21 protein-coding genes and 2 pseudogenes are annotated in these 25,955 nt (G+C 62.8%); 11 read left to right on the forward strand and 12 right to left on the reverse strand.

What is annotated here, in order from left to right; all coding sequences use genetic code 11:
• Nucleotides 1–278 precede the first annotated feature (278 nt).
• Nucleotides 279–1,223: a hypothetical protein gene (locus AB0N89_RS20285; RefSeq protein WP_364206571.1), complete on the reverse strand. Its 945-nt coding sequence runs from the start codon at nucleotides 1,221–1,223 to the stop codon at nucleotides 279–281.
• 156 nt (nucleotides 1,224–1,379) lie between these two features.
• Between AB0N89_RS20285 and AB0N89_RS20290 the strand changes: the two genes are divergently transcribed.
• On the forward strand, nucleotides 1,380–1,787 hold the full coding sequence (locus AB0N89_RS20290; protein WP_364206573.1) for a hypothetical protein: 408 nt from the start codon (nucleotides 1,380–1,382) through the stop codon (nucleotides 1,785–1,787).
• Between the two features lie 158 nt (nucleotides 1,788–1,945).
• On the opposite strand, the gene AB0N89_RS20295 is transcribed toward AB0N89_RS20290, so the two are convergent.
• The 4 genes from AB0N89_RS20295 to AB0N89_RS20310 form a co-directional block, all read right to left on the reverse strand.
• Nucleotides 1,946–2,785, reverse strand: a complete 840-nt coding sequence (locus AB0N89_RS20295) for a trypsin-like serine protease (RefSeq protein WP_364206575.1) — start codon at nucleotides 2,783–2,785, stop codon at nucleotides 1,946–1,948.
• 2,386 nt (nucleotides 2,786–5,171) lie between these two features.
• Nucleotides 5,172–6,038, reverse strand: coding sequence for a hypothetical protein (locus AB0N89_RS20300; RefSeq protein ID WP_364206577.1), 867 nt, complete (start codon nucleotides 6,036–6,038; stop codon nucleotides 5,172–5,174).
• 21 nt (nucleotides 6,039–6,059) lie between these two features.
• A complete protein-coding gene (locus AB0N89_RS20305; RefSeq protein WP_364206579.1) occupies nucleotides 6,060–6,503 on the reverse strand; it encodes a hypothetical protein in 444 nt (147 codons plus the stop codon).
• Between the two features lie 83 nt (nucleotides 6,504–6,586).
• Nucleotides 6,587–6,988 carry a hypothetical protein gene (locus AB0N89_RS20310; RefSeq protein WP_364206581.1) on the reverse strand — a complete coding sequence of 134 codons (402 nt, stop codon included), beginning with the start codon at nucleotides 6,986–6,988 and terminating at the stop codon, nucleotides 6,587–6,589.
• Nucleotides 6,989–7,328: 340 nt separating this feature from the next.
• Between AB0N89_RS20310 and AB0N89_RS20315 the strand changes: the two genes are divergently transcribed.
• Nucleotides 7,329–8,441 carry a helix-turn-helix transcriptional regulator gene (locus tag AB0N89_RS20315; protein WP_364206583.1) on the forward strand — a complete coding sequence of 371 codons (1,113 nt, stop codon included), beginning with the start codon at nucleotides 7,329–7,331 and terminating at the stop codon, nucleotides 8,439–8,441.
• A gap of 429 nt (nucleotides 8,442–8,870) precedes the next feature.
• A complete protein-coding gene (locus AB0N89_RS20320) occupies nucleotides 8,871–9,578 on the forward strand; it encodes a helix-turn-helix transcriptional regulator (protein WP_364206585.1) in 708 nt (235 codons plus the stop codon).
• Nucleotides 9,579–9,878: 300 nt separating this feature from the next.
• Here the strand turns inward: AB0N89_RS20320 and AB0N89_RS20325 are convergent, their stop codons facing one another.
• Both AB0N89_RS20325 and AB0N89_RS20330 read right to left on the reverse strand, forming a co-directional pair.
• Nucleotides 9,879–10,118, reverse strand: coding sequence for a DUF397 domain-containing protein (locus tag AB0N89_RS20325; protein ID WP_364206587.1), 240 nt, complete (start codon nucleotides 10,116–10,118; stop codon nucleotides 9,879–9,881).
• Between the two features lie 41 nt (nucleotides 10,119–10,159).
• On the reverse strand, nucleotides 10,160–11,029 hold the full coding sequence (locus tag AB0N89_RS20330) for a helix-turn-helix transcriptional regulator (RefSeq protein ID WP_364206589.1): 870 nt from the start codon (nucleotides 11,027–11,029) through the stop codon (nucleotides 10,160–10,162).
• A gap of 646 nt (nucleotides 11,030–11,675) precedes the next feature.
• Between AB0N89_RS20330 and AB0N89_RS20335 the strand changes: the two are divergent.
• The 6 genes and pseudogenes from AB0N89_RS20335 to AB0N89_RS20360 form a co-directional block, all read left to right on the forward strand.
• Nucleotides 11,676–12,218: pseudogene (locus AB0N89_RS20335) on the forward strand (sigma-70 family RNA polymerase sigma factor); the annotation flags it as partial.
• A 130-nt stretch (nucleotides 12,219–12,348) separates the two neighbouring features.
• Nucleotides 12,349–12,525, forward strand: a pseudogene (locus tag AB0N89_RS20340) (DNA methyltransferase); the annotation flags it as partial.
• On the forward strand, nucleotides 12,522–13,397 hold the full coding sequence (locus tag AB0N89_RS20345) for a site-specific DNA-methyltransferase (RefSeq protein ID WP_364206591.1): 876 nt from the start codon (nucleotides 12,522–12,524) through the stop codon (nucleotides 13,395–13,397). The pseudogene AB0N89_RS20340 and the gene AB0N89_RS20345, both read left to right, overlap by 4 nt.
• Nucleotides 13,394–13,627 carry a DNA-binding protein gene (locus AB0N89_RS20350; protein WP_364206593.1) on the forward strand — a complete coding sequence of 78 codons (234 nt, stop codon included), beginning with the start codon at nucleotides 13,394–13,396 and terminating at the stop codon, nucleotides 13,625–13,627. Before AB0N89_RS20345 ends, AB0N89_RS20350 begins: the two co-directional genes overlap by 4 nt.
• Nucleotides 13,628–13,719: 92 nt before the next feature.
• Nucleotides 13,720–15,255: a tyrosine-type recombinase/integrase gene (locus tag AB0N89_RS20355; protein WP_364206595.1), complete on the forward strand. Its 1,536-nt coding sequence runs from the start codon at nucleotides 13,720–13,722 to the stop codon at nucleotides 15,253–15,255.
• Between the two features lie 763 nt (nucleotides 15,256–16,018).
• A complete protein-coding gene (locus AB0N89_RS20360; RefSeq protein ID WP_364206597.1) occupies nucleotides 16,019–17,554 on the forward strand; it encodes a hypothetical protein in 1,536 nt (511 codons plus the stop codon).
• Between the two features lie 14 nt (nucleotides 17,555–17,568).
• On the opposite strand, the gene AB0N89_RS20365 is transcribed toward AB0N89_RS20360, so the two are convergent.
• The 3 genes from AB0N89_RS20365 to AB0N89_RS20375 form a co-directional block, all read right to left on the reverse strand.
• Entirely contained in the window at nucleotides 17,569–19,485 is a 1,917-nt protein-coding gene (locus tag AB0N89_RS20365) for a hypothetical protein (RefSeq protein WP_364206599.1), read from the reverse strand.
• Between the two features lie 424 nt (nucleotides 19,486–19,909).
• Nucleotides 19,910–20,917: a DUF4268 domain-containing protein gene (locus AB0N89_RS20370; RefSeq protein ID WP_364206601.1), complete on the reverse strand. Its 1,008-nt coding sequence runs from the start codon at nucleotides 20,915–20,917 to the stop codon at nucleotides 19,910–19,912.
• A 67-nt stretch (nucleotides 20,918–20,984) separates the two neighbouring features.
• Nucleotides 20,985–21,293, reverse strand: a complete 309-nt coding sequence (locus tag AB0N89_RS20375) for a hypothetical protein (protein ID WP_364206603.1) — start codon at nucleotides 21,291–21,293, stop codon at nucleotides 20,985–20,987.
• A 226-nt stretch (nucleotides 21,294–21,519) separates the two neighbouring features.
• Between AB0N89_RS20375 and AB0N89_RS20380 the strand changes: the two genes are divergently transcribed.
• The gene (locus tag AB0N89_RS20380) at nucleotides 21,520–22,575 is read left to right on the forward strand and encodes a hypothetical protein (protein WP_364206605.1); all 1,056 of its coding nucleotides are present in this window, start codon (nucleotides 21,520–21,522) and stop codon (nucleotides 22,573–22,575) included.
• A gap of 191 nt (nucleotides 22,576–22,766) precedes the next feature.
• Nucleotides 22,767–23,228 (forward strand): Lsr2 family protein, encoded by a 462-nt coding sequence (locus AB0N89_RS20385; protein WP_364206607.1) that lies wholly within the window; start codon nucleotides 22,767–22,769, stop codon nucleotides 23,226–23,228.
• Between the two features lie 99 nt (nucleotides 23,229–23,327).
• Here the strand turns inward: AB0N89_RS20385 and AB0N89_RS20390 are convergent, their stop codons facing one another.
• Both AB0N89_RS20390 and AB0N89_RS20395 read right to left on the reverse strand, forming a co-directional pair.
• Nucleotides 23,328–23,759, reverse strand: a complete 432-nt coding sequence (locus AB0N89_RS20390) for a hypothetical protein (RefSeq protein ID WP_364206609.1) — start codon at nucleotides 23,757–23,759, stop codon at nucleotides 23,328–23,330.
• A complete protein-coding gene (locus AB0N89_RS20395) occupies nucleotides 23,756–25,924 on the reverse strand; it encodes a hypothetical protein (protein ID WP_364206611.1) in 2,169 nt (722 codons plus the stop codon). Before AB0N89_RS20395 ends, AB0N89_RS20390 begins: the two co-directional genes overlap by 4 nt.
• Between the last annotated feature and the right edge of the window lie 31 nt (nucleotides 25,925–25,955).

Genomic DNA, 25,955 nt, shown 5'->3' on the forward strand with positions numbered 1-25,955 from the left:
GGAGGTCTCGTTAGGGGCCGTGTAGCGCTGTAACTCCCTTTCGAACGGCTAAGAGGATCGGGTCGCGCCATGGGCCCGGCGCGGGTTTCGGGCGAGACATCGGAGCCTTGCGGGATCTTGGTAACACCCATCTGGCGTGCGGCGACTTAGGTGGTGGCCCGGCAGTCCCTCCCCCTTACTGCCGGGCCATTCCGTCAAGTCGCGTCAGAATTCCGGCCTCTGACCCGCTTTCAAGGGCATGGTCGCGAGCAGAGCGCCGGGCCCGATGACCCTGGCTCTTACTCGTCGACGTTGTCGAGCGGGAAGTGCTCGGTGTCCCAAAGTCGGCGCAGGGTGAGCAAGGCGGCTCGGTTGATGACCGTGATCTTGGACTTCGTCTGCACCGTTGTGCGGGCGATGAGTCCTTGTGATTCCAGGTAGGTGAGTGATTTGCTGAGTCGCTGGGTGGTGTAGCGGCCGTTGCCTTTCGTGGCTGCGATTTTCGCGCCTGGTGCGTCCAGCAGGTCTGGGGTTCGTTGGTGCCAGAGCTCGGTGAGATGGGCGCGGTCGCAGGCAGGCTGGGCGTGGTTGGTGATCTCGAGGATGAGGTCGGCGATGTCCACTGTCTCGCCGGTGACGTATGTGCCCTGGAAGTCGATGAGGCCGTTCTCGATGTGGCGGGCGGGTCCGCGGCGGCCGCGTTCAGCGGCGACGGCGTCGGCGAGCAGGTAGCTGGCGTTGTCGGAGGTGGGCCAGGGGAGGAGTTGGAGCCGGGCCCAGAGTGCGGTGTCGGCGAGCGATTCTTCGCCGGCGTGGGCTTGGCGGTGGTCGTCGACAGCGACCGCTAGGGCCAGCAGCGAGTGCCTCAGGGACTCCACGACGTTGTCGCGGTGGAGCTTGCGGACCCGGTCGGCGGCTTGGGCGAGGTGCTGGTGCAGGACAGTGTTGAAGAGGCTGGCCCGTTCCCGCCAGGCGTTGAAGTCGCGATACTGGGTGGCGTGCTCGACCGCGGTCATGAGCCCGGCACGATGTTGTCTCTCGGCGAGTTTGATCTTGTCGCGGCGGAGTGTGGCTCCGTGGTCCGCGTTGGCTTCGATGATTTTGAGTACGCGGTAGGTCTGCGTGACGCGGTCGTCGGTGAGCAGCGCGTCCCATCTGCCGCGATGTGACGGAATGAGGGCTTCGCGGATGTAGTGCTCGGCGGCGTCGTCGTTTGTTAGGTCGTATGGGAGCGGGTTCGGCACGGTGGTCTCTCACGGTGTGGGTGGTTCGGGGTGGCATTCGGCGCAGAGCTGCGCCTCCGGTGGCAGGGGTGCGTCGATGAGGCCGATGCGTGCGCATCGGGTCAGGACCGCGGTGTATTCGCCGGCCCGGGTCGGCATCGGCCTGTCGTCGACCTGATGCACGTCATACGGGGCGGTGAGACCGACACAGTGCTGACCTGGTGCGGCTGCCGCGAGGACCTGTCTCGCGCCCGGCTGGTGTGGGGGGTCGAGATCGAAGCGCGGCCAGTACGGCGCGTCCATGCCGAGCTGTGGTTCAAGGGGCCGGGCAAACGGGCGGAGCGGGTGCACGGTCGCCAGTACCGCCGCTCCCGCACGCACGGGATGATGTTCCGTCGCAGAGGCAGGGACGGTGGGTGTGCGGACTGTGCGGCCGGGACGACGGATTTGGACTCCGTCCGCGACCAGGAAGGCGCGCACCGCCTGGACGGACAAGCGGTAGAGGCCCGCGAGTTCTCGGAGGGTGGCGCCAGCCTGGTAGCGGACGCTCAGCCCGGGCGGCGGACGCAGGTTCCGGCGGTGTGACGACGCGGTGTGCGCGTTCTGGTTACCCATGACGGCCCCGGGTGTGGGTGACGGTGAATAGGTGGTGTTCGGATTGAGCGGTTCATCGGCGCTGGGGTGTCTCAGGCCTGGGGTGCCGCCTCTTCGCGTGGAGGAGACGGCACCCCCAAGGTCAGTTGCTAGGTGGCGTTACCGGTGCGGGCGACGTGATAGATCCAGTCCCGCAGCTCCGGGTCGCTGGTGAAGACGTCGGGCTGGGTTCCGCAGAACCTAGGGTCAGCCGAGCGGCTGGCGGTCCCGACGAGCTGGGGAACGCCGTCGATGGTGGCCAGCGCGGGTGTCCCGGAGTCTCCGTAACAGCTGCCGTCGCTGCCGGAGGGGTTGTCGCCGCAGAATTCGGCGGCGGACAGGAACGCTCCGGCGCAGCGCGACGGCGCGGTGATGCGGGTGTCGAGCTGCTGCAAACGCCTCGGCAGACCGGAACGGGTGCTGTCAGGCTCGGTCACGCCCCAGCCGAACACGGAGACTTTCTCGACGCGCCGGGCGGCGTCGCGGGCGAGCGGCACGGTCGGCTCCTGAACGAGGTGGTCGAGCTTGAGCATCGCGGCGTCGAAGACCTTCTTCTTCGGCGCGCCTTCGCCCCATTTCCAGCCGGGGTGGACCACGACCTTGCTCACCGCGGCGGGCTCACCACCGGCGAGCCGGTCAAGGCTGCCGACCCGGACGTGGAAGTTCTTGTCCGCGGTCGGGATCGGTGCGGGGTCGGCGTTGAACCACTGGATGGCGGTCGTTCGGGCCGTGGCCTCGGCGGGCGGGTCGGTGACGCAGTGCGCGGCGGTGAACACCCAGCCGCGGAACACCAGGGCGGCGCCGCAGGTGTGGTAGTCGACATACTGGTCACCGTGGCTCGGTGCGTCGTACTGCAGCGAGGTGATGCCCGGGGGCGCGGTCGCGGCCGGGTGGCCACCGATGATCTTCGGTTCGGCGTGCGGCGGTGGTGGGTCGGCGGCAGCCGACACCTTCGGAGTGATAAGTGCGGCCGTGATGCTTGCCGTCGCGGCGGCGGCAAGCAACAAGGTATTTCTGTTCACCAGAAAGCTTCCTGTCTGAAATTGAAGTCATAAGGTCCACAATGGATTCAGGTCAGCTCACGGGAGGTGCGCGTGCTCGTTGATCGTGAGTTGAGATCACCAAACGCCACCGCTTCCAGTGTGGGTGTCTTCGGTGGTGACGAGGTGGAGATATCCGGGCGGTGCCATGGCTAAGCGTTGGCCTCCACGGCGGCCGAAGAGGGCGTTGCCGCGGCTCGCCCGGGCTGGTTGTCTTCCACGATGGCCTGGAGGAGGTCAGCAGGCTCGGGAAGTGCCAGTCTCTCGTCCGGTGGGTTCTTCCATATCACCGAGGCAGACGGGGAAGTTAAGGTCGGCGGCAATGGCACCCATCCCGCGCCTGCCCTCCACCGGCATCCTTCAGGCAGCTCGTCGTGCAAGCGGGGGTTCGTGCCCGAGGTCAGGATGATGCGCCGTCCCTGGGGAAGTGCGATGACGGGATAGGACCGCACGATCTCCGGGATGACATCTGTGATGCGGTCGAGAGTGCTGGCGGGAAGTTCGAGTGCGTCGATTCCATGACCGCAGACGAGCAGTACCCCGTAGGGCACCGTTGACCAGCACGAGTCGATGGCGGCGGGCGTCCACAATGGTCGCCTCCACCAGGTGGGTAGCACGGGTTGAAGACACGCGGCCCCCGGGAATCCCTGCCATGTGCAGGCGGCACCATCAGTAACAGGCGGGGAGGTGGGGTCGGGGAAGGTAGCGGGAGTGACGGGCCATCCACGTCTGACGGCGAGCCGTGCGGCCTTCCGTGTTGGTGAGTTGTCGTTCTTGTTCCGCATTCTTGTTCCTAGTTCAGTATCAGGATGGTGATGGTGATGAGGGCTACGAAGAGAAGTGCGGCGACAGCGTGAGTCGCCATCTTGTGCCTGGCTCGCTGGGCGACAGCGTTTCCGTACCCTGCGCGGCGGGCAGTCGCGACGCAGCGCGGGCAGAGGCGCTTGTGTCGGAAGGTTTCGAGATGCCGTTCGTGGCACTCGAATCCACACAACGCCTTCGAGATGCCGGCGAGTTCGTCTCGGCGCCAAGCGTGCCCGCCTGCGGTCGGCTCGTACGAGGGGACCAGCCATCGAAATGTCACGAGAGTTCCCTTAAGGAGTTCTGCTCTTCTGGTGGTGGCGTCCCGCCAAGGCGTGAAGGCGATGACGGGACGCCACCGAGGCGGGCCCGAGGATGGCAAGCCCGCCAGTCATCGAGCCTGCTTATGCAGGAATTGAGATCCGGTGCCCGTCGTTCTCAACGAATTTCAGCCGACGTGATAGCCGTGCATAAGGCTTGCGAAGCGGCCCATTTGCTGGAGGTCGGCGCCGAGTCATCCGAGTGACATTAAGAAGAATCCTGTTACGACCATCCTGTCACGTTCCTCTATCGTGTCCATTTTTCTCGAATTAGGCGGCAGATCGTTCAGCTCAGGACAAGCGGGCCCGATCACAACCCATCCGGCTAGCTTGACGGCTTCGCCAGCGCCTCATTGTCGCGTCTACAGTCCTTGAGTAGTTCCCCGAGGACTTAGCTGATGGAGCCTTCCCTGCTCCCAGGGTGGACTGCCGTCGACGCGTTCACATTGCATGGCCCTACATCGAATTGCATCGATAATGCCATCGTAAGTCAGAGGTCGACCCATTTACTCAACGGTGTGAGCGAGAGTTCCCACGCTCGGATCCTGAGCTTTCAGGTTCTTTTCGAGCAGGCGCAAAGCGTGAGCTATCGTACGTTCGTCTCGGCGGTAGTGAACCCACACGCGACTTTCGGTGGTGACTTCGGTTCCGAAAACTAACCCGACCTTCTCTAACCTCTGGAGGCCCCTGGAAGCGGTGGACTGGTCAATAATCGCCGCTCGGGCTAGCAGTCCCACGCTTACGCCAAACTTGCTGACCTGGCCTGCTTTCGGGACTGGCAGAAGCGCGGGGTTGCCGAGAATATACAGAAGGGACAGACGACTCGGCGATCCGAGCGCCGCGAAAAGCGCCGCCGTAGGGCGCAGTGTCATGTCATGGCCGTGCAATGTGAGATCCAATCGGGAAGGGGCGCAAGGCGAGTATGCGGCGGCCTGCCGGGCGCCGGGGGCGTCACCCCATGATCAACCGTCCGGCGGCCCGGCAGACTTTCACACGCCCCCTCGCCAGAGGCGCGGAGCCGCCGTTGGTCTGGGTGCCACAAAGCCCAGATACCTAGCAACGGCGGAGCCTTCATTGCGTGTAAACGTTGAGTGTTTAGGAGCCCCGGCCGACGGGGGCTTGCTGTCCCGTCGGCCGGGCCGCCCGTCGCCACGAGGGGTCAGCGACGGACGGAGTCAGAGCGGCAGGCGGAGGCGCCAGCCGACGTATTCCCGCGCGAGGCGTGCGAGCCTGGGAGTGGCGGCGGCCTTGTAAGTCCAGAGCCCAGCGACGTACACGGCGAAAGCAGTGATCTCCTCTTCGGTCGCCTCACTCCAGCGTGTGTTCGTTCGCGCCCAGATCTCGGCGTCCGCCGCGCGGTGCCCCGCGCCAATAAGGCGCAGAACCATGAAGGCCGGGTCAACCCAGGCCGCGGCTTGAGCTGGCCAACCCCAGTCAATGACGCGGACGTCGGCGGAAGCGGTGATGATGAATTGATCGGCGTGGAGGTCGGTGTGAGCGAGCGTCTCCCCGTGCACGATTCCGGCGGCCTTCTGCTCCCATGCCGTCAACTGGTCGAGATCCCACGAACCGAGCACTTCCGGGCGCTCCTGAGCGAGCCGATCCCACCACAGCATGTCCCAGCGATGGGCGAGCGACTTGATGTCCGGCGCTGGGATCTCTCCAATGCGCGCGAGTGTGGCCGCCACAAGAGGGAGATCGGCGGACTTGGGGGCGAGCGCTGCCCGTCGCCCGGATACGTACTCGAAGCCGACGACCAGCCAGTGGTCGAGGTCCTTGATGTCCTCGGCGAAGTGCACGGCCGGAGCGATGCCGGCGGCGAGCCCGCCAAGTTCGGCCTCATTGCGCAACCAACGCATCGGCGGGGAGATGCCCTCGACCCCCTTGACAAACAAGGGCGCCGCGCCGTTGCGGTGGAACACCGCGGCGAAGTTGCTGCTCTGGCCGACCTCGATCTCCTCGCACCGGACGATGTCACCAACATGCTCCCGAACGCCGTCGCGAACAGACTCCGGCAACTCGCCCCAGCCGTACTTCTTCACCTTGTCGTCCTGTCCCTGGGTCTACCGGTCGCTGGTGTTCGTGTCGGTGTTCTCGTTGCCGTCCGCGCCCGACGACCGGCACCCCTTGTCGCCACTGTTGCATGTGAGGTTGAAAGCCAACCAGAGATCATCGTCCACCGCGAAGCCAAGGTCGCGGATGGCGTCCTTGGTCCTTGTGATCACCTGAGTCGGGTCGGCTTCGCCTTCGCCGTCGTCGTTGGGGACGTGGTGGATGAACTTGCCGACGACCTGGTCGCAGAAATCGGCGTACTCGCGGGTGTAGAGGATGAAGGTGTGCCATCCGATGTCCACGAGTTCCGACGGGCCGAGCGGCGCACGGTGGTACTCGCCGGATGCGCGGAGGAAGGCGAGCGCCTGGTCCATGATTCGGGTGGCCAGCTCGCGCTTCATGTCGTGCTCTTTGGCGATACGGGTGACGAGCCGATCGAACAGGTCCGCGGACACGAGTCCCTGACCGGTGAGTTCCTCAACGGCGATAGTCATTCCGTCTCCTTCTCGGTTGTGTCGGGATACCACTAAGACCACGCTCATAACGTGGGGCGTTGGACGAGCCCAGCCGGTCGGATAGTGACCGGCCGACGTAGCTCGATGGGGATCTTGCTGAGCGAATCGGGCCGGAGAAGTGCAAAGGGGGCATCAGCCTGGCCTGGGACGCCGATGGTCAAAACAGCGCGGAGCGTCCACTCCGGATCACTGTGGTACTGCCACGAAACTATGCCGGGAAGGAAAACGTCGTCGTCCTCGCGGAAGGTCGGAACGCGGTAGGCAGTGGCGTCCTCCTCGCCTCGGAGGATGAGGACGTCCGCGCACACTTCCCACTGGAACATGGCCGCGATGAGGTGCGGCGCCTTCGGGTCGCCGAAGAAATAGAGCGTCCACCTTCGTCGTCGCAATTCCTCCAGGAGCTGATCGACTGAAAGCGACTTCACCTCCTGTCCCGTCGGCCCGCCACGCGGCAGGGGCGCCGCTTCGCGTGGGCTGGTGACCGTCCGTGTCTGAAATCCGCCATCCATCGAAAAACCACTCCGATCACAAACGCGGCGAGGAAGACGGCGACCAAAGCGACCACTAAAAGCACGCCGAGCAGGCCGAAGTCCACTTTCATCGCGTCACTCCCGGTCGGTTGGATGGGCAGGCCCCAGGCAGGTGCGTTAGGCATCCGGGTGAGGGATTCCCGCCTGGAGCCGCCCTATAGGTAGCTTCGTCGTCACAAGGCGTAATGTGAAGAGGTCAGCTGTTCGCAAGGGTTCGCAATTTCGGCGGGAGCGCATGAGCGAGCTGGGTACGAACATGAGAAAGGCGAGAAACGCCGCGGGGCTCAGCCTCTCGGCTATGTCCTCGCGGACCCGCTACAGCCGGAACTACCTCAGTCAGCTTGAAAGCGGCGCTCGGCCAGTGAATCGGGATCACGTCGTCGCCTACTCCCGCGCGCTCAATGTTGCGGTCGACGCGCTCTACGGGCCGCCGCTCGATCCCCTCCGCGTGGCACACGAATGGCTGGTGGCCGACAGGCCGGTCACGCTGCACCAGGAGGCGGGCCGCAGGGTGGGCGAGAGCCTCGCCGGCGAGCTGGAGGAACGTGTCATCGAAATTCGGCTTCTCGACGACACGGTGGGCGGCGGGGATCTCATCCCGCTCGTGCGGCGCGAGTTGGCCGACGTGGCCGAGGTGGTGAAGACCGCGAGCTACACCGAGCCGGTAGGCCGGAGACTCCGCGTCGTCGTCGGCGAGCTGGCACAGCTCGCCGGATGGGTCGCGAGCGACGCCGGACACTACGTCGAGGCGCAAAGGGCCTACCTCGAAGGCGTATCCGCGGCAAACGACGCCGGAGATAAGGCTCTCGCCGGGCAACTTCTGTCCTCGCTCGCGTACCAGATGGCCAATGTCGGAAATCCCGCCGACGCTGCCCTTCTGGCGAAGAGCGCGGCGACCGGAGCTCGCGCTGCCCCGCCGGTCGTTCGGACACTGTTGCTGGAGCGCGTCGCCTGGGCAAGCGCTCGCTCGCGCGACCGGGTCGCGGCCGAGCGTGCACTCGATGCGGTCGATGACGCCTACGAGTCGCGGTCGCCGGACATCATCGAGCCGCACTGGGTCTACTGGATGTCGCGGGACGAGATCGACGTCATGGCCGGGCGGGTGCTCATCGAGCTGGGTGACCCGGCGGGCGCTGCGCCCTTGCTCACCTCTGCCATCGATGGCTACGACGCGGATCATGCGCGGGAGGTCGCTCTGTACCAAACTTGGCTCGCCGAGTCGTATGCCCGCGCGGGCGAGCTGGACGCGGCGCGCGGCGTTATCGAGCGAGCGCGAACGGCTGCGACCGCCCTGAACTCCGCGCGCCTCGTCCGGCGGGTCGAGGAGATTGAAGGGCTACTCTGCTAGTTCAATGACCCCATCTGCCTTGGGTGCGGAGCCTCAAGACACTCCGGCCCATTCTCGATCGTCCAGGAACCAAAGCTGTAAACGAAAACGCCTTCCGCTGAGAGAGAAAGACTCGGTAGATCGATCGGACACCGACGAACACGACAGCGAGTCCCCACACGCTTGACCCAGGCAGCTTAGACAGTTGCGCGAAGACAGACATCCCTACCAAAGCAGTCGGGTGTGGAGTGGGAGCGGCACATAGCCAGCCCGGCGCGCTTGTCGACTCGACCAGCGCGGGCGTTGTACTGGTAGCCCGCACGCTGGAGAATTCGTAGCGGGATCGGGGGTGCGGGCATAGTCCGCTCCGGAGTTCGTTACCCGACTTGGCCAGTACCTTAGGTAGTCTGGTCTGCGCGCTGGGTGATTCGGATGGGGAGGGAGTGGCGGATGACCGCGACGACGGAGGCGTACGCGAGCGGCGAGAAACTCAAGGCTGCTCGGCTCTACGCGAAGCTCTCGCTCGCGCAGATGGCCGTAGAGACGTCCTTCTCGAAGTCGTACTTGAGTCAGGTGGAGAACGGCACTCGTGTGGTTACTCTGGAAGTGCTGGCCGCCTACGAACGCGTGTTAGGAGACGGGATGAACCGCCCGGACCTCGTGCACCCCCGCCTGATCAAACTCGACGACTCCGAGGCCCGTGACCGGGTCCTCAACGCGGTCGAGTCGGGCGACCCGGACGTCTTCGCGAAGGGTCCGACGTCGAGCACCATTGACGCGGCGATCGCACCGAAGCTCACGGAGACCGGCGTCGGGCACTTCCGACGCTGGGCGCTGGAAGGCACGACCTCGACGTTGCGTGCCAACGCCATCTCCATCCTGGGTTTCCTGCCCGGCCGGGAGAACGCGGACGTCGTCGCTCAGGCGTTGGACACCGATGCGAAGGTCCGGCGCCTGTGCGTAGCCTCCGAGGTCTCTCGCCTTATGCAGTGGGATTGGGAGACGTCGCTCGGCGTCGCCGATGATCCGACGACGGCACCGGAGCCGGAGGCACTCGCGAAGAAGCTGGCGAAGGAAGCGATCGATCCGAAGGACTCGGAGTCACGCTGGGTCGCCGGCTGGCTTCTTCAACGGCTCGCCCCGGTGAGCGCGGGATAGCACTGTCGTCGATCCTAGCTCGTTGGGCTCGTTGGGCTCGTTGGGCGAGCTCGCGAAGCAGTTGAACTGGGCTAACAACCAGAAGGCGCGCTGGTTCTGCTCGATGGACAGGAAGAACAGGACAGTGGCGTCGTGACGGTACGGGACATGGTGCCTTACGAACAGGCCGCAGATCCATTCGACGACGTCTTTGCTGCGTTAGCGCAACGAGCATCCGCGGCACCGTAAGTGGGCCCCGGCGTCGTAACCCGACGCCGGGGCCCCTCATGCCTGGGGCTAGTGGTCTACGTTGACGATGTACTAGGTCGTCTTCGGTGGGCGAAGCTTTCCACTGGCCACGCCTTCGGCAAACGCATCCCATTCTCCGTGGTCGAAGACCAGCACGAAGCCATTCGGATTGCGGCTGTCCCGAAGTCCGACGGCGTCGTCGGTGAAGGAGACTTCGACGCACTGGTTGTCCGGCGGATTGCTCAGCGGGGATTTCTCCCACTGCGTGAAGGCGGTGTTGAGGTGATCCTTATGCGTGTTCTGGATCTTCATCTACTTGCTCGTGACCCTTCTGTTCTCGACGTGCAGCTCGGCTACAACGACGAGGCGAGGTCGAGCAAGGTTCGGCGGGTCTGCTCGGGCCCGCTGGCTGCCGCCTTCTGGTAGTCCCACAGCTTGAGGTACTGCGCCGTGCGCTTGCTGTTCTCGATGTACTCGCCGCCGTCGTGGTGTTCGAGGTAGATGATGTCAACGGGCGGTGTCGTGTCATAGCCGAAAACCGTGTAGTCGTGTCCCTGCCCCATGTAGTAGCCGGCGTCGAACGGCACGATCTGCACCTCGATGTTAGGGCGATCGATGACCTCGATGAGCTTGTTGATCTGCGCTTTCATGACCGCGCCGCCTTCGGTTCGGCGGAGCGCGGCCTCGTCCACGATGAACCAGAAGTGCTGGTTGGTGTTGTCCAGCACATCCTGTCTCGCAAGACGATTCGCGGCGTAGCTGTCGATTTCATCGGATGTCAGCGAGGGGCGCCAGGCCCGTGCGTTGGTGCGCATGTACTCCTCCGTCTGCAGGAGGCCTGGCACCACGAGTGCCTGGTAGGAGGAGTACCTGGTGCAGCTGGGCTCCATGTCGATCAAGAGTCGCAGGTACTGGCGGAACCTGGTGCTGAACGCGCTGCGCTTGGTTCGGCGGGCACTCTCGGCCTGAAGGTCCCGCGTGTAAGCGCGGTCCGATTCGATCGCGCCGTAGCGGTCGAGCAACGCGTTCAGCTCGATGAGCTTGATCCCGCTGCCGTTCTCGATGTGAGCGATCTTCTGCTGCGAGCATCCGAGCACTGTCGCCGCGTCGTCTTGTGTCACGTCGGCGACTTCGCGCAACCGAGCCAGTTGGTTGCCAAGGACGATCTTCATGACGGTCGGTGGCAACGGCAGGTGCTGCGTCACTGAGTCCTTCACCTCCATTGGGTGTCCTGCTACGGCAGGTAGCCGCAATTCACCCATTCGGGCCCTTAGTTAACTTGAGTACACAAGTTAGCGTGTAGGCGTTCGCGCAAGTTTTCTAACTCCTCGAAGGAAGGAGTTGCCTTGAGTACACAAGTTACCACCGGAGTTGGTTTCGGAGTCGGGTGTCCCGGGCATTGCAGCTCAAACTTGCCAAGGCGTCGCAGGGCTGGCTGGGGCGGTTGGAGCGGAACCTTTGCGCCTCGGTTCCTGCAGGGCTTAGGTGTCATCGTCTGATTCGGCGAGATGCATGGTGCAAGAAATTCGGCGAGCCCGAGTTCAACAAAGGCTGACTGGTGAGGGTTGGCTGAATGGTGGCGGGCACGAGTGCTGAACCTTGCTCGAATTTTATTAGTTGGTGAGAAGGCTAAAGAATTGGAGTTTGCCCGTGTCGGCTAATCTTGCCTCCTGTTGCGGAGGCTGGGAGGAGCGGCGCAGGCATAGCTGCTCTGCGCGCCTCGCTCACCCGGATGCTTCGGGTGATGGGAAATCGCTACCGGCCGATCGGCGTGCGGTCAATGTGACCGCGGGACGCCGACTGAGGTGTTCGGCAAGGTGTGCAACAGCAGGTCGAAGCGCTGGAACATGTAGTCAGCCTGGTCAGGCGATGGTCAACCCAGCTTACGGAGATCGCCAAAGTGTGGACCTTCGGCTGACCGAAGAGGTTCGCGGCGGGAATCTGCGAGCGTACGGCTCGCTATATGAGCGTCACGTCATCTCGGCCCGTAAACTGGCGCGCCAACTTGCGCGTTCCGAAATTGAGGCTGATGACCTGATATCTGAGGCATTCAGCAAGGTTCTGGATGTATTGCGCGCTGGGCGAGGTCCGGGGTCGAGATTCCGTGCCTATCTCTTAACTGTTCTCAGGCATCTTGCTTACGACCGGTCATGTCAAGAACGAAAACTTAAAGTTGTAGAGGATGTTTCCATGGTCGTCGCCCCGGCTCTCGTGAGCGCGCCGTTCAGCGACACGATCCTGGATGGCCTGGAACGGGTCTGTGCGGCGAAGGCGTTCGCTCGCCTGCCTGAGCGATGGCAAGCCGTGCTCTGGAAAACAGAGGTCGAAGGACGAACGCCCGCGGACGTCGCACCTGAGTTTGGTCTCACGGCTAACGGTGTGTCGGTCCTGGCGAATAGAGCGCGCGAAGGTCTTCGTCAGGCGTACCTCGGCGCGCATCTGCGAGAAACCGACACGAGGCGATGTGTCCCCACAATCGACCGTCTCGGTGCTTGGACTCGGGGCGGCTTGTCCACGCGTAAGGCGGACCAGGTCGCACGCCGCCGGATGCCCCGACGGCGGTGTGGTGCTCGACCCGTTCAGCGGCGCCGCCACCACCGGCCTGGCCGCGAGGAAGCTCGGACGGAACTACATCGGTATCGACCTCAACCCCGACTTTCACGACATCGGCCTCCGCCGCCTCAGCCTGACGGCCGGTGACGATGAGGTCGCGGCATGACGGACCCGCATACGCCCAGCCAAGGGCGACACAACCTTGCCGTCTCCGCTGACGGGGACCGGGATCGTGTACGGCTGTGTCTGGGGGACGCCCGAGAAGTCCTTGCCGCCATGCCCGCGACATCGGTGGATTGCGTGGTGACGTCCCCGCCCTACTGGGGCTTACGCGACTACCGGGTCAACGGCCAGCACGGCGCGGAGCCCACGATCGAACAGTACGTCGACCGGCTTGCCGATGTCTTCGACGAAGTCCGGCGGGTGCTGACACCGACGGGGACGGCATGGCTGAACCTCGGCGACAGCTTCGGTGGCTCGTGGGGAAACTACGTCGCTCGCGGATCCGTCGCCCGGACCGCATCAGCCCGCTCGGCGCAGGCATACGGAGTGCACCGCCCGCCCCAGTCGAGGTACCGCGCGAAAGACCTGATCGGGGTCCCGTGGCGTGTCGCGTTCGCCTTGCAGAACCGGGGCTGGGTGTTGCGGAATGCAGTGGTGTGGGCGAAGACCAACGGGCGTCCGGAGAGCGTCCGGGACCGGCTTTCCCAGCGCTACGAGTCGGTCTTCCTCTTAGCCCGCGACGGTGAGCACTGGTTCCGCGACGTCGATGCCGAAGGAGTTGAGTCAGACGTCTGGACGGTCGCGGCGGACCGCGGCCGCACGGGACATCGCGCGGTGGGAACCGTGGAGGTCGCCCGCCGCTGTGTGCGGCTCGGGTGTCCGGACGGTGGCGTCGTGCTCGATCCCTTTTCCGGTAGCGGAACGACCGGTATTGCCGCGCTCGCGCAGGGCTGCTCATTCATCGGGATCGACCTGGATCCCGAGTGCCATGCTCTGGCCCGGCGCCGGCTCGACACACTCGTGGAGGCGTCGTGAACCCGGATGCCGAGCGGTTCACGACGTTGACCTTGGCCGAGGTCGCGGCCCTGCCCGCCGTTGTCGATTTGATGACCGCCGCACGCGCGTTGGGGATCGGCCGGACCACGGCCTACGGCCTGGCCCGCAACGACGATTTCCCCTGCCCGCTGTTGCGTGTCGGTGGCGAGTACCGCGTACCCACCACTGGGCTTCTGCAGGCGTTGGGTGTTGATCCATCCATCAGGTGAATTCGTTGTGTCTCGGGCTTCCCCGAGAGGTGTGGTCAGCGCGAGCATCGTGCGAACCCGCTGATTCAACCGAACAGAAAGGAGGACGACTGGTGGCACAGATACCGCTGGGGTCGGTCTTCAAGCGTTGTTCCTGCCGGGACAACAACAATCGCGAGCTGGGCAGCAACTGTCCGAAGCTGACTCAGCATCGTCATGGCCAGTGGTGCTGGCGGATCGAGCTACCTGCCGACGACAAGGGCACGCGGCGTCCCCGTCGCCGAAGTGGCTTCGAGTCAGCGGCGAAGGCCCAAGAGGAACTGGACCATGTCCGGGATCTGCTCGCGATCGCCGAAGACGACGACGAGGACACGCGACGGAAGATCGGTGACGTAATCGCCACCGTGGTCGCGAAGAAGCAGAAGCTGCCGGAACTGGACGACGTCCGGCGCCTCGTGCGCGCGGGCGCGAGTGTGCTGGAACACCCGTACATGGACGACGTCTTCACGGCCTTCCTTGCCTTGAAGAAGAAAAATCGGAGCCGCAACACCTACCGGTCGTATGAGTCGCATGTCCGGCTCTACCTGGGCCCGCACCTTGGCCATATCCGTAGGGACAAGCTTGGCGTGCCGCACCTGGAGAGCATGTTCGACGCGATCGTGGAGCACAACGACCGCATCGCCGAGTACCGCAACAGCGGGGACCCGCAGAAGATCGCGGCGGTGAAATGGCAGCGTCCGGTCGGGCCGACGTCGATCCGGAGAATCCGGGAAACGCTGCGTGCGGTGCTCAGCCCCGCGGTGAAACAAGGCCTGCTGACGGTGAACGTGGCATCGCTGGTCGAGCTGCCACCGGCAAAGCGGCCAACGCCGAAGGTTTGGACGGCCGAGCGCGTCCTGCGCTGGAAGCTCACCGGCGAGATCCCGTCGCCGGTGATGGTGTGGACACCGCAGCAGACCGGCCAGTTCCTCGACGCCGCGGTGAACGACCCGCTGTATCCGCTCTACCACTTGATCGCTCATGTCGGCCTTCGGCGGGGGGAGGCCTGCGGACAACGCCGGGCAGATACCTACCTGGACGCAGCGACGTTGGAAGTCGCGAACCAGATCGTGCAGTACGGGTGGGAGACCGGCCAGTCAGCGCCGAAGACCAACTCGTCGGAAGGCCTCGTCGCACTCGACGCGAACACCGTCCTAGTCCTGCGTCAGCACATCGCCTGCCAGGACGCGGACAAGGTCCGGCTCGGCAGCGATTGGGTCGACAGCGGGCTGCTGTTCACCCAGCCGGACGGGAGCCCTCTGCATCCGGCCGATATCACCGAGCGGTTTTACGAGATCGTCCGCCAAGCCGGGCTGCCGCCCATCCGCCTGCACGACCTTCGGCACGGCGCCGCCACGCTCGCCCTCGCCGCCGGTGCCGACATGAAGGTAGTCCAGGCCATGCTCCGGCACTCCTCGATCACCGTGACCATGGACACCTACACCACCGTCCTGCCCGAGATCGCACTCGCAGCGGCCGAGGCAACAGCCAAACTCATACCTAGAAGAACAGCCAGGGAACTCGAGACGGCTCCGAAGTCGGATGCGGGAGCAAAGAACAGCGGGACACTTTACAAAAATGCCTCAGAGCGCATCTTACCTGGTGACTAGATTAGTTGATCTTCTTGGCGCTCTTTCCTCCAGAGGCGGTCCGTGGTGAGGGCTGACTGCTAATCCGTCTAGGGCCATAGCCCCCAATGGGCAAACTCCACGTGGATGTCTACAGATAGGCGTTTCGGTAACGTTCTTGGAGCTACCGCCGACTTCTTGCTCCGCCGGCTCAGGTACTGCAGTCCCTCCGGCATTAGGTGGATCCGTTGCTCTCGGCGTTACGAGCTGATCCGCAGTACAACTCGGTGCGGCGAGGTCGCGTCCACGGTGGCCGCGGTCGTAGAGTGTCACGGTGGCGAGATCGAGCAGCGATACCCGCGTTCAGGAAGCATTCGGTGAAGCTGGCTTGACCCGCAGCCAACGAAGCCTGCTGCATACAGTGTTGCGTGGATTGGATAGCGGTTCGGGCGTTGGGTTCCACGCCGCGACCAGCGACAGTGCTCTGGCTGCGCTCATCAGGGCGCACGATGCACTTTGGAACCACGCTGAACATGGCCAGCCGCAGGAGCGGCTGTTGATGCGTGTGCTGCGCAGCAGCAGCGCGTGTGCACGTGCCGCACTGGCCGTCTTCCCGGTTGGATCTGGGCAGGCGGAGCTACAGGCAGCCCTCGGAGAACTGGCAGCAGTCTCGGCATCGTGGCCGCATGCCGACTCTGCTGGTAAACGGGTGCTGGCGCGGACGTGCGCGACCAGGATGGATCCGTTGGTTGCCGCGGTCGCCAAGGCGACAGCTCTTTGTATGCGAAGCCAGTGGGACCAAGAGGTGACCGGCACGATCTGCGATCCCAGGCTGGCAGCGGAGATTGCAGTGGCAGTCTACATACAAGGGAGGGACTGGGAGGCCCTCAAGACTGACCTGGCAAATCTGCTCGTTAGACGCCCGACAGCCGCGGAGGTTTCGGCATTACTGTGGCCGCCCCGGAGTCGCCACTTCGTCACGGCCCTCGTAAGCGGAGCGCGCTCGCTGGACAACCTCGACGACTTCTTGCCCGGCGCTCAGCAGTGGAGGGTCTCGGGTAGCCAGAATGAATGGCCGAAATCGAAAGCGCTAGTAGCATTGTTGCTAGCGCTGGAACCAATCACTCGCTCAAGTGTCCTCGTACGTGTTCCGGTGGACTCCGCAGACCTGGGTACTGCAGTTGTCCTCGGCAGGCGGGCGATCACTGAGACTCTTGACCAGTACGTGGCTGGCAATCGCATTGCAGATCTCACCTTAGGGAGTACATGGCAGGTCACAGGCCCGGACGGAAAATGGGCTCTAAGGAGGCTGGAAAGGGCAAGTGTCACCAACGCGGCTCCCTTGCAGGGCTCCCCGACTTCGGAGATCCTACGGCCAGCGATGAGGATCGCGCACATCGCTCAGCGGGTCGAAGCGCCCATGACTAGCACTGCTCTGTGTTGGAGTGCTCTCGAATCCATTGGCTTGAAATCGGACAAGTCCGTTCGGTTGGCCAAAGCCTACGCCCTTCAAGCTCTGCGCCTGCAAATCATCGACGCTCGTACCCAGCTCAGGTTGATGGTCATGGAAGAGCTGAGGAGAATCGAAGCGCGGGCGAAGAAGGCGAAAGGTGATCTGATTCGCGCCGAGAATGCGCTCCGAGCACGGACACCACTAGCACGGACAACTCCAGCCCAAATTGTGGCCATGGTCGCTGCAGTCGCGCACGCACGTGAGTCATGGCTGGCTTGCCAAGCTACACGTGGGCACGCCTTCAACAAGGCGACGACGCTAATTGAAATCATTGACGTCCATGTGCCGGCTGCTGCGCCAAGGCCTAACCTGACCAGTCCGGACCGGTGGCTCGACCTACTGCTTCCACCTTGCGAGGGGGAAGCCCCCGAAGTGGACACGGCGAGACGCGCGGTCACGACGCTGGCTGACTTCGCGGGAGGAGCCGCAGCAGAGACGATTCTGATGTGGCGTGACAGACTGGCTCAACCGCCGCTACTGGCAAAATGGCTACAGGAGAAGCAGGACACCTGTCTTGCGCTGCTCGACTGGCTCTACGTAACTCGTAACATCGCCTTCCACGACGGGCGCTTCGCTGGCCCCATCGACGTTGCCACTGCCCACGCTGGGCGAGCTATTGTCGATGTAATGTTGGAGATCCTTGGCAGATGGCACTCGACACAACAAAGACGCGGGCAGGACCTAACATCGCCGGAGGAGATCCTGAACCTCCTCGCGCAGCGCAAGGACGACCTCAGTGCGAGGCTTGGTGTGGAAGCCGCTTGTCATCGGCTGTCGATCCAGCACATCAGCGGACCTGATGAGTATTACTGGTCTGCCGTACGGTAGCTGAAGTTGCCAGGTCAATAACCGCGGCCTGATGTTTCATTCTTCACAAAGGTCAAGGTTCGCCGACCTAACAGTAGGATTGCCGCCTTATCCTTGCTGGCAATGGCGAGTTTGTGGAAACTCTTTTTCATGTTGGAGAGCGTGCGACTAAGGTCGTAATAAGAAGCCTGGCGGAAGCAGCAGTAAACGGCAAAGAAAAGCGAGAGCGTAACGGCTATGCCGATGCCGCTAAAGAGGCCTTCGGTAAAGTATGAGACAGTCGGCAAGATTGCTATCGAAGTTGCGGAAAGATACCATCGCATTCGATTGGAAGAATTTAACACTAGAGACAGCGCTGCAACAAGCGCTAGGCTGATAAGAAGAAGTGGGGATTTTAGGCTGAAAGGTGCAACTGCGCAGCCTGTTGCTGCGAGCAGGGACAAATTCCAGGGTGATAGCACTGGAGTCTTGCCTATTAGTGGGCGCAGCGTACTGCCGGATCCATTCGCCTGCATTGTTGGACTTAGTGAGAGATTTGTGAAGTGGAGTAGGCGAAACAAATGTGGCTTAGCCGTCAAGTTTGAAGCAAAGCTGACTTTTGCCTGGGTGATGGCGGTGCAATGGCCGGTTGCTTCGATGGCCCATGTCATAGTCACAAAGACAATGCCGAACGCCCAGGCGGAGGCTGTGAGTAGGATAAAGGCGCGCGAGGTTGCGCCGGTTGGAGTGATGCCGGCGAGGATGAGTCCCACTGATACGCGCACGGCATATCCCGCACCTACGGTAAGCCAGATTGCTATCGCTCTAAGGTGACCTAACCGATTTCCTGTGCGCAATACCTCGTAAAGTATGGCTGGTAGCACAATGCCAATAAAGGAATACATCATTACGACGGTTGTCGAAGATGGTAATAGTGTTAATGAAATAAATCCTGCAAGTGCAAGGCGGGTGAGTGCTATTAGTGTACTGAGTGTAATTGACGCCCGCGGCCCTAGCTTCTTTATGGGTAGTCGACCTCGATTCTTTCGTGACGGGTGAGCTTGATCGTCGGCCACGCCGCGGATATCGTTCACCTGATATCGACCCTGATATAACAAATATTCAAATATCATCCAACTTGCAGTCGCGATCGCAACCTCTCTAAACGTTGGAATACTTGCTGTCAGCAATACGCCTAAGGCGTATGCGATGGGTATGAATAGCCACTTGATCATATCAAGTGGTCTAGGTATGACCAAGTAGGAAAGGAGAGTGCGTTCTGAGTTATCGGGCGGTTTGGATGAGCCGGAAGTGATACGCGTGTCTGGGTAGCTTCCGTCGGTTAGTAGCCTGCGAATTGCACCTGCTAACAAGGAGCGGCCCCCAGTGTTGGCCTGGATTCCCTGGTGAACTAGCAGGGCTAGCATCGGGCCGTAGACGCTAAACATCACTATCATACTCACCGGGGAGACTTTCATGGCGGCGAAGGCGATCCAACCGCCGAGTGCGATAACGAAACTTAAGGTAAGGAATAGAAGCATTGCAAGGTATGCGCGTCGTCCGCGGCGGGGACTGGTTATCATCAACATGAGTTCGGTTGCAGAGCCGGCGACGACGCCCTCTAGTGCTCCAAGCTTAACTGAATGTTTTCTCAGCTCATTTTCTATGGCTCGAAGGTAGAAATTCTTGATTGTGACTTGAATGCCGATCATTACAATGTAACAGAGCACTGCTAGAGGCAGGGCAGGTGCGGCGACATACACTGGATCGGGGAGCTCGTAACATGCGCCAGCCTTCTTGGCTTCTCCTGCCGGGTTGCCACGAAACTGGCAGTCACCGACGAGTATGGCGAAGAGGCCGGCCAGGAGGGCGACAAATACGCTGGCCAGCGTGGCCAGACTGTTGGTATGTCCGCGGTCGTCGTCGCGGACGGCCTGGTACTCGGCCAAAAGGATGTCAAGGTCGGCGCTCATATGTATATTATGCCGCTTGGATCCGCTAGAGTGTCGAAAAATTTGGCCGTTCGTCTACTAACAGATTGTTACGTCAGAGGGCTGGGTCAATGGTCGAAGTAGGATCTTGTCCGGTGCCACGTCTATCGTCATCCGGTTCGGCTGACTTGTGAGGTACGCGGCCAGATTGTTGCTCAGCAGCGCCTTATTCGGCTTGATGGACGCGAGCGTAGCCCTCGATGATCTCGACATCCTCTTTATCGGGGCAGTTGGAGTTCAGGACGATACCGGTGCAGTCGTCCGTCCGAGGCGAGTCGTCGGCACATTTGGTTCACCGTTTGTCGTTGAGCGACAGTGAGCGCTTGGGCCAGCTCATCGTCGTCCCAAGGCGGCCCCACTGCGCGAAGGATGTCGAGAATGCGATCCGAGATCGTGCCGGACATCACTACTCGAGCCCCCCTGCTGTCTGGCCGGCGGCGAGCTCGGCTTCCTTGGCGACCTTGGCCAGGCTGCGGAGTCGACCATCAAGCTGCTGGTGTAGCAAGATTGCACGGTCGACGCTCCACTGGATCGCCTGTTGTCGCGTCGCGTCGTCAGCCGTGTCGAGGTCGAAACCATCGAGGTAGGTGGCAACGCGGCTACCGCGGTTGTTATCGAGTCGATCCCAGGCCAAGGGGAAGCCGACCTTGTTCTGCAGGAGCTCACGTTCTGCGGCAAGTTGGTCGAAAACCATCTTGGTCGAATCTTTGCTGCCCGTGTCGAGGTAGATCTCGACGCGGTAGCCCTGCTTGCTGAACGAGAGGCAGTAGTAGCCGAACGGGCCTGCGGCGAAGCTGCACCAGCTCGTGACCTGGGTTTTCGGCGTCCGGATCGCTGGATAGGCCGTGGCCATGATCTCAAAGACGTCCTCGAAGAACGCCATGCGCTGTTGGTTCTTCGGCGATACCGCCGCCTTGGACGCCTCTTTCGCCGCCTTCGCCCAGTCATTGGGTTCGACCACGACATCCAGTACTGGTGCCTTGAGTGAGTCGCCGATATGGACGACGCTCAGCTCGATGCCGAAAGCGCGGACGTCGCTGTCGGTGCGTTCGTTAAGCCATGTCAGTGCGCTTCGATGCTCGTCGCGGAGCCGGGTGGTGATCCAGATCGCGGTCGATGCCTCAAGGCCGCTGGCGTAGACGAGCAGCTGGCCGAGATGGGAGTGATCGCTCGCCTCGAGCTGGTTCTCAATGATCACGGTCCTCCCATCTGGGTCGGTCGCGTGGATGTCGAGGCGAAAGTCGCCGACCAGCACCTCCTGGCCAACAACCGTGAGAGGAAGACCGATCGCATCGCTCAGCACGTCGATGTTCGCGGCAAGCCAGGGAGTGAGGTCACCAACCTCGTGCTTCCACACGTCGCGAGGGTTCGTGAGCCGTTCGAGTCGACCGAGGCCGAGAGCGTCGCTTGCCATCTCTCATAGGTAACACGACAGAAGGATAAGTACTAGGGTATGAATCCCCTGTCGACTGCCTACCGCGCTACTGGACCGGTAGAAACCAACTTCCCGTCAGCCCTGCGAAGGTGACAAAGAAGGCGATCCAGCGCCAGCGAGAGTCATTGGCGACGAGAACGACAATAAAACCAATCAACAGCCCATAGATCAGGGCGGCCCAGTCAGGTAGCCATGGCCGGAGGAAAACCGGCGCAAAGCCTGCGGCAAGGCATAAAATAAAGACAAATAGGACAGCTTGAACCAAGAAACCGAAACCATCGCCGACGCGCCCTCCCGCTTTGGCGGTGTTCTCGGCGAGATTGTCCATTTTCTCGTTAAATTTTTCCAGACTCACAACTTCACCTCCTTGCTGAAGGTCGCATGAGGCGCGTCGAGTGTTACGTAGCAGATCAGCACGAGCGCACCTACCCGCGCCTCAGGGGTGTGATGTAACGGCAGCAGATGACTCGCCGACTCGTATGGAGCACCACGGCAAGTAGACGCGCAATTCTTAGTTGATCTTCGCGTGCTTGAGGATAGCGAACGGAGACAGATGAAGACATGTAGGAGGTCCGAGGTCGATGCCGCTCTTTGAGTTGACTGCCGGCGCCCTTGAGGCTGTTCCGTCGTCCACGTTTGCTGCGGAGCAGATCCTCGAGCGAGCTGACCTGCAACGACTCTTGCGAGCGCAGATCGACACGGTGATCGAGGACGTTCTCGTCGTCAGCGAGGAGTTCGGCGAGTTCGCCGGCGCCCGGCGACGTATCGACCTGCTTGGTGTCGACCGTGAGGGTAAGCCCGTCGTCATCGAGCTCAAGCGCACGACCGATGGCGGGCATCTCGAGCTCCAGGCGCTGCGGTACGCGGCCATGGTCTCGACCCTGACCTACGACGACATGGCTGAGGCGTACGAGCGGTATCTGCTGCAAGTCGAGCCGGATGCCGCGGGTAGTGCCCGCACCCGACTGGCCGAGTGGCTTGAAGACGTCGGCGGCGAGGACGCTGTTCTGACCCGAGACGTGCGGATCGTGCTAGTGTCCGGTGGCTTCGACCGGGAGATTACGACGACGGTCCTCTGGTTGAACGAGATGTACGGACTAGATATCCAGTGCGTGCGGCTTACGCCGTACAACGTGGGAGAACGGTTGTTGCTGGATGTCCAGCAAGTCATTCCACTTCCAGAAGCAGCTGATCTCACCGTTCAGCTGCGTCGCCGGGAATCGCAGGCTCGCGCGGCTCGTAGTGACGGAAGGGACTGGACGCCGTATGTGATCACGACTCCGGCGGGAACAACTGCGCCGCTTCGTAAGCGGCAGGCGGTTCTCGCGCTGGTTGAGGGGTTGCACGCGGCTGGTGTTCCGGCCGAGCGCATCGCTGCGGTACTGCCGAACTCGCGGTTTCTCAGCTTCGCCAACTCACCGACCGACGAAGCGGTCACCGATCAATTCGTCGCCGCCTACCCCAAGGCGAAGACCTACCTAGGCCGGTGGTTCATCGATTCGCCTCTACGAGAGCGCGATCGCACCTGGATCTTAAGCAAGATGTGGGGCCGGACAACTGAAGTCATCCTCAGCAACCTACTGGAGCTCGCGCCGGAGGGGCAGCGGTTCGGATACGAAGCCAAGCCGCAGGCGTAATCACGTGCTGAGCAACATTGGCTAACTGCCAGCCGACCACGCGGCCGGGCAGAGCCTGCCCCAGCGAACCCTACTTGCAGCCGCTCACGTCGTTGAGTGTCATACCGCCAAGTTGGTGAACGGCGACTAGGCTCCGGGAAAGTCCGTTGGCGCGTAGGGGCGCTGTTCTATTTTGGTGAAAGGCTGTGCGGATGGCTCAGAAGGTTAGCGTCGAGATTATCGACGACCTCGACGGCGGCGAAGCGACACAGACGGTGCCCTTCGGGCTGGACGGTGTGCAGTACGAGATCGACTTGTCGGACGCGAACGCCGAGGCATTGCGTGAGGTGCTCGAGCGCTACGTCGCAGCGGGCACGCGCACCGGCGGCCGGAAGCTCCGGGTCGCGGCCGGCCAGACGACTGCTGCAGCCGGAAACGGCCGCGTCACGTCGGCTTCCGATCGTGAGCGTAACCAGCAGGTGCGCGCATGGGCGTCGGAGAACGGATACGCGATTGCCGAGCGTGGACGCATTCCGAACGAGATCTATGAAGCTTTCGGCAACGCCGAGTCTGGTGAGTCACAGGTCGACCATGTTGAGCCGGAGCCGGTAGAAGAAACCCCCGCAAAGCCAGCCCGCAAGCGGGCCCCGCGGAAGAAGAAGACGGACAGCTAACAGCTTGTATCACCGTTCAACCCGCCCGCGGGGCGGTGAACTGAGCGTTCACCGCCCCGCGGGACGACATGCCATGCCCGAAGTGGTCTAAGAGAATGATCACGTCACGGCTTCAAGCCATCCTTCACTGCTGGGCCACCTGCGCCTTCCCATCTGCTCTCGCAACTTCAGCAGGTCCGCACAGCGCCCTTCGATAGCGTTGAGCGCCTGCTGTGGGGTGTGGTCGATCAAGTGAAGGATCCGGACGGAGGCGAAGACTGCGCGCCGTGTGGGCTTGCGGTGGTGATTGGCCAGCCGCTGCACGAGGTCGTCGTTGCGGCATGCTTGGCCCAGCCACCGCACCCGATCTTCTTCATCGGTGATCAGGTACACCCCGCAGACGATGCCGCTGTTCTCCAGCACGCGGAACGCGGTGAACCGCAGTGGCGTAAAGCGGTTCTCAACGAGCCACTTGCCACCGACCGGCGACAGCCGTGCGAGCTCGGGGCTGCGCAGGACAGGACCGGGTACCAGCGTGTCGAGCGCGGTCACTCCGCGACCTCCTCGGCGTAAAGCTCCGACGCCGACTGCTCGAAGTCCGCGCGCTTGGCCTTCCCGTACTTGAGCTTTGACACTTGGCTCGTCAGCGTCTCGATGTCCTCGCCGATAGCAATGAGGGCCTTCTCGATGGACTCCACCACTTCTTCGGTCCCGGTCGACAAGGGCAAGACACCAGCAGCTTCCGAGGCATCAAGCAAGTGAACACCTGCGGTGAACACTGTCTGCACCACGTTGATCATGTCGGCCATGACCGCGTTCTGGAAGGCGCTCTGCGCGATGAGCCGGACCGCGTGCGGATCGGGGGTCGGCGGTGTGGGAGGAGTGTCCGGTGGCAGGTCATTCTCGTGGTTGTTGCCGCCGCGACCACCGGACTTCTTCGGGAACGCGTTCTGCAGCCACAGCTTCGTTGCCTTCGTGTCGTTCTGCGGCGTGCCGTCGTCGTCGACTCGACGCGGGTCAGTGCGGTGCTCGGTCGCGTGTGCGAGCTCGAGAAGGAGACCGAAGGCGGCTTGCTGTTTGTGGGCCATCGCTGCCCGCAGATTTGCGATGGTGCGGCGTTCCAGACGCTGTGGGCTTTCGTCGGTATTCGTGTTGTCAGTTGCAGTCTGGGCACCGAGCGAACCGCGGTCGGCTTCGATCAGGCCCGCATCGACCAGCCAATGGATGCCGCGGGTCTGGATGAAGTCGTCGAGCATGGAGAAGTCGCCGGCCTCCGCGGCGGCCCGGACCTCCGACCATGGCGCCAACTTGGAGTAGGTCTCACGGTCCTTGATCGTTCTGGCGCTGAAGACGCCGTCCATCACACGCGGATTCCACAGGGTCGCGTAGCCGTCAGTGGCCGCTGCCGAGTACATGCGTGCGCGTGCGTTGACGTGCTTGCTGCCCGTTTGGGAGCGCGCGGGCTCACCCAGCACGACTCGAACGCGGCGCCGTCTCTCCTCATCGGGCGGGAAGACGGCAGCCAGGAGGGCCCTGTCCCGCCGGTCACGGGCGTCGATGATCGACTCGCTTGCGCTGGCCTGCGGGTCGAGGGCTTCGCCGGCCAGCCATGCGCGTGTCGCCTCGTCCAGCAGTCTGTGTTGTTTGAGGTCGCGCAGCAGCGCACGGAAGTCCGCCGACGACCGGTCGACGACTCGGTACTCCAGAGGCGGCCGCCTGTGGTCGATCCGGTTTGCGTCGAACACGCTTGAGGCGAAGTCCGACAACGCGTCTGGCCGGGATGGCCCGATAATGATCCGCACCTTAACGGTGGCGATCGCGCGGGCCCGACAGGCCAGCTCGTGCCCTGGATGCTCAGGATCGTCGTAGGCCTCGGCTAGCAGGTCCGCGAACACTGGTACCCAGCGACGCGTATCGGTGGTAGGCAGCTCATTCGCCGTCTTAACGTTCATCACCGTGCGGGGACGGACGCCGAAGACGATGTCCTTCGGGGTCAATCCGAAGAGGTTCAACCGCGCCATCGTGCGGTTGGCTCCCTGCACCGCGGTGAGGTCGACCAGCTCGCGGATCCTCGAACCGCCATCGCCGTCCGGTTCGCGGATCCTCCTCTTGAGGACGACGTGGGTCGTGGGCTGCTGCTGGCCGTGAACCTCCATGTCCTCCGCGAGGTTGTAGGTCCGGTCCCCGTTGATGATTTCCAAAGCCACACTCATAGTGCCGAGCACCGCGTTGAGCTCATCGTGGCTAACCGCCCGCGCCGTGGTGATATACGGAGCCAGCTTCCCGCTGGAGGTGCTACCGGTGACCAGAGATGGGCGCACTGGTTGCGTGTCGTTGTCCCTGCGCGGCTTGAACGGCGCCGCATAGAAAGAGTTGATGCGCTCATTGAACTCGCCCGAGTTGCCCGCGAACCCGTGCATCTCGACGTTGAGCGTTCGCTCGCCTGTCTCGGTGATACCGAAGACGCCGGGAGCGAGAACCCACTCCTTGTCCCGCCTGACCAGGAAGCGCTTCGGGCGTGTGACGTACGGCGCGAGGAAATCGGTGATATCGCGAGGGAGGCCACTTGCGGCCGAGAGGGCGGACGAGAAGTGGTCCGTCCACATCCGCTTGTCCGAACCGGGAAACGGGTTGCCGTCACCGCGTGGCGGGTGAGCTGGGTCGTCGTCCGGCGCTTCGATAGCGTTGCTCGTCGGGCGGGGCTGGGTAGCAGTCACCTGTGCTCCTCGTGCACAGTTGCGGCCGGTC

This window comes from Amycolatopsis sp. NPDC089917 (assembly GCF_040684635.1).
Classification (GTDB): Bacteria; Actinomycetota; Actinomycetes; order Mycobacteriales; family Pseudonocardiaceae; genus Amycolatopsis.

What these genes read in the sequence shown, in the direction of transcription:
- AB0N89_RS20290 (WP_364206573.1), top strand. Translation starts at nt 1,380, where the DNA reads ATGCACGTCATACGGGGCGGTGAGACCGACACAGTGCTGACCTGGTGC.
- AB0N89_RS20315 (WP_364206583.1), top strand. Translation starts at nt 7,329, where the DNA reads ATGAGCGAGCTGGGTACGAACATGAGAAAGGCGAGAAACGCCGCGGGG.
- AB0N89_RS20320 (WP_364206585.1), top strand. Translation starts at nt 8,871, where the DNA reads ATGACCGCGACGACGGAGGCGTACGCGAGCGGCGAGAAACTCAAGGCT.
- AB0N89_RS20325 (WP_364206587.1), bottom strand. Translation starts at nt 10,118, where the DNA reads ATGAAGATCCAGAACACGCATAAGGATCACCTCAACACCGCCTTCACG.
- AB0N89_RS20330 (WP_364206589.1), bottom strand. Translation starts at nt 11,029, where the DNA reads ATGGAGGTGAAGGACTCAGTGACGCAGCACCTGCCGTTGCCACCGACC.
- AB0N89_RS20345 (WP_364206591.1), top strand. Translation starts at nt 12,522, where the DNA reads ATGACGGACCCGCATACGCCCAGCCAAGGGCGACACAACCTTGCCGTC.
- AB0N89_RS20365 (WP_364206599.1), bottom strand. Translation starts at nt 19,485, where the DNA reads ATGAGCGCCGACCTTGACATCCTTTTGGCCGAGTACCAGGCCGTCCGC.
- AB0N89_RS20370 (WP_364206601.1), bottom strand. Translation starts at nt 20,917, where the DNA reads ATGGCAAGCGACGCTCTCGGCCTCGGTCGACTCGAACGGCTCACGAAC.
- AB0N89_RS20380 (WP_364206605.1), top strand. Translation starts at nt 21,520, where the DNA reads ATGCCGCTCTTTGAGTTGACTGCCGGCGCCCTTGAGGCTGTTCCGTCG.
- AB0N89_RS20385 (WP_364206607.1), top strand. Translation starts at nt 22,767, where the DNA reads ATGGCTCAGAAGGTTAGCGTCGAGATTATCGACGACCTCGACGGCGGC.